Origin of the sequence: Photorhabdus sp. RM96S, from assembly GCF_042879335.1 — a bacterium.
In the GTDB taxonomy this organism is placed as follows: Bacteria; Pseudomonadota; Gammaproteobacteria; order Enterobacterales; family Enterobacteriaceae; genus Photorhabdus; species Photorhabdus kayaii.
Genome location: NZ_JBHFKT010000144.1, coordinates 1 through 721, shown reverse-complemented (window position 1 = coordinate 721; position 721 = coordinate 1). Strand labels below are relative to the sequence as shown.

The following is a 721-nucleotide window of genomic DNA, read 5'->3' as shown; positions in this document are numbered from 1 at the left end:
GGAGGCCGTCCGGCAAGCAAATCTCGCTGACGCTGCCCGCCGGGCTGGCGTGAAACGGGCTGTGGTGGTAGTCGGTCTGCTGATGTAACGCGTCGGTGACCCGCAGCAGCCGGCCCAGGCCGTCGGTGTCAAACCGGGTCAGGGCGCCGTCCGGGGCCTGAATTTCACTGAGCTGCTGCCGTTCATAGCCGTAGCGCCAGGCGCGGCCGTCGGGCAGGACCTGGCGCAGGATTTCCCCGCGCGGGCCGTAACGGGTCTCTTCCACCCGCCCCTGGGGGTCGATAACGCTGTCCAGGTTGCCCTGTTCGCTGTAATGCAGCCGCCAGCGGGCGCCATCCGGCTGAGTGACCTGGGTCAGCTGGCCGTATTCATTGTAATCGTAAGCGGTGAGGTCCCCGATGGGTGACAGCCAGCCGGTCAGCTCGCCGTAAGGGCTATACTCATACGCCGTGGTCCGGCCCAGCGGGTCGGTTTCGGCGACTTTGTGACTGAAATCCCATTCGGTCCGGGTTTCATGGCCGAGCGGGTCGACCTGGCGGGTCACTAAGCCGTCGGCGTTATAGTGGTAGCGGGTACAGCCGCCTTCGGCATCGAAATAGGTGGTGATGTTATGGTCGTCATCGTATGCAAAACGGTCCTGCCAGTATCCCTGCGGGGTGGTGGTGGCCGTCACCCGGCCCGCTTTGTCATAGTGCACGGTGACATCGGTTTTATCGGTGTC

General features: G+C 64.1%; 1 pseudogene. It reads right to left on the bottom strand.

Annotation, left to right across the window (positions count from 1 at the left end):
* Positions 1 to 721, bottom strand: a pseudogene (locus ACGF49_RS24660) (hypothetical protein); the annotation flags it as partial.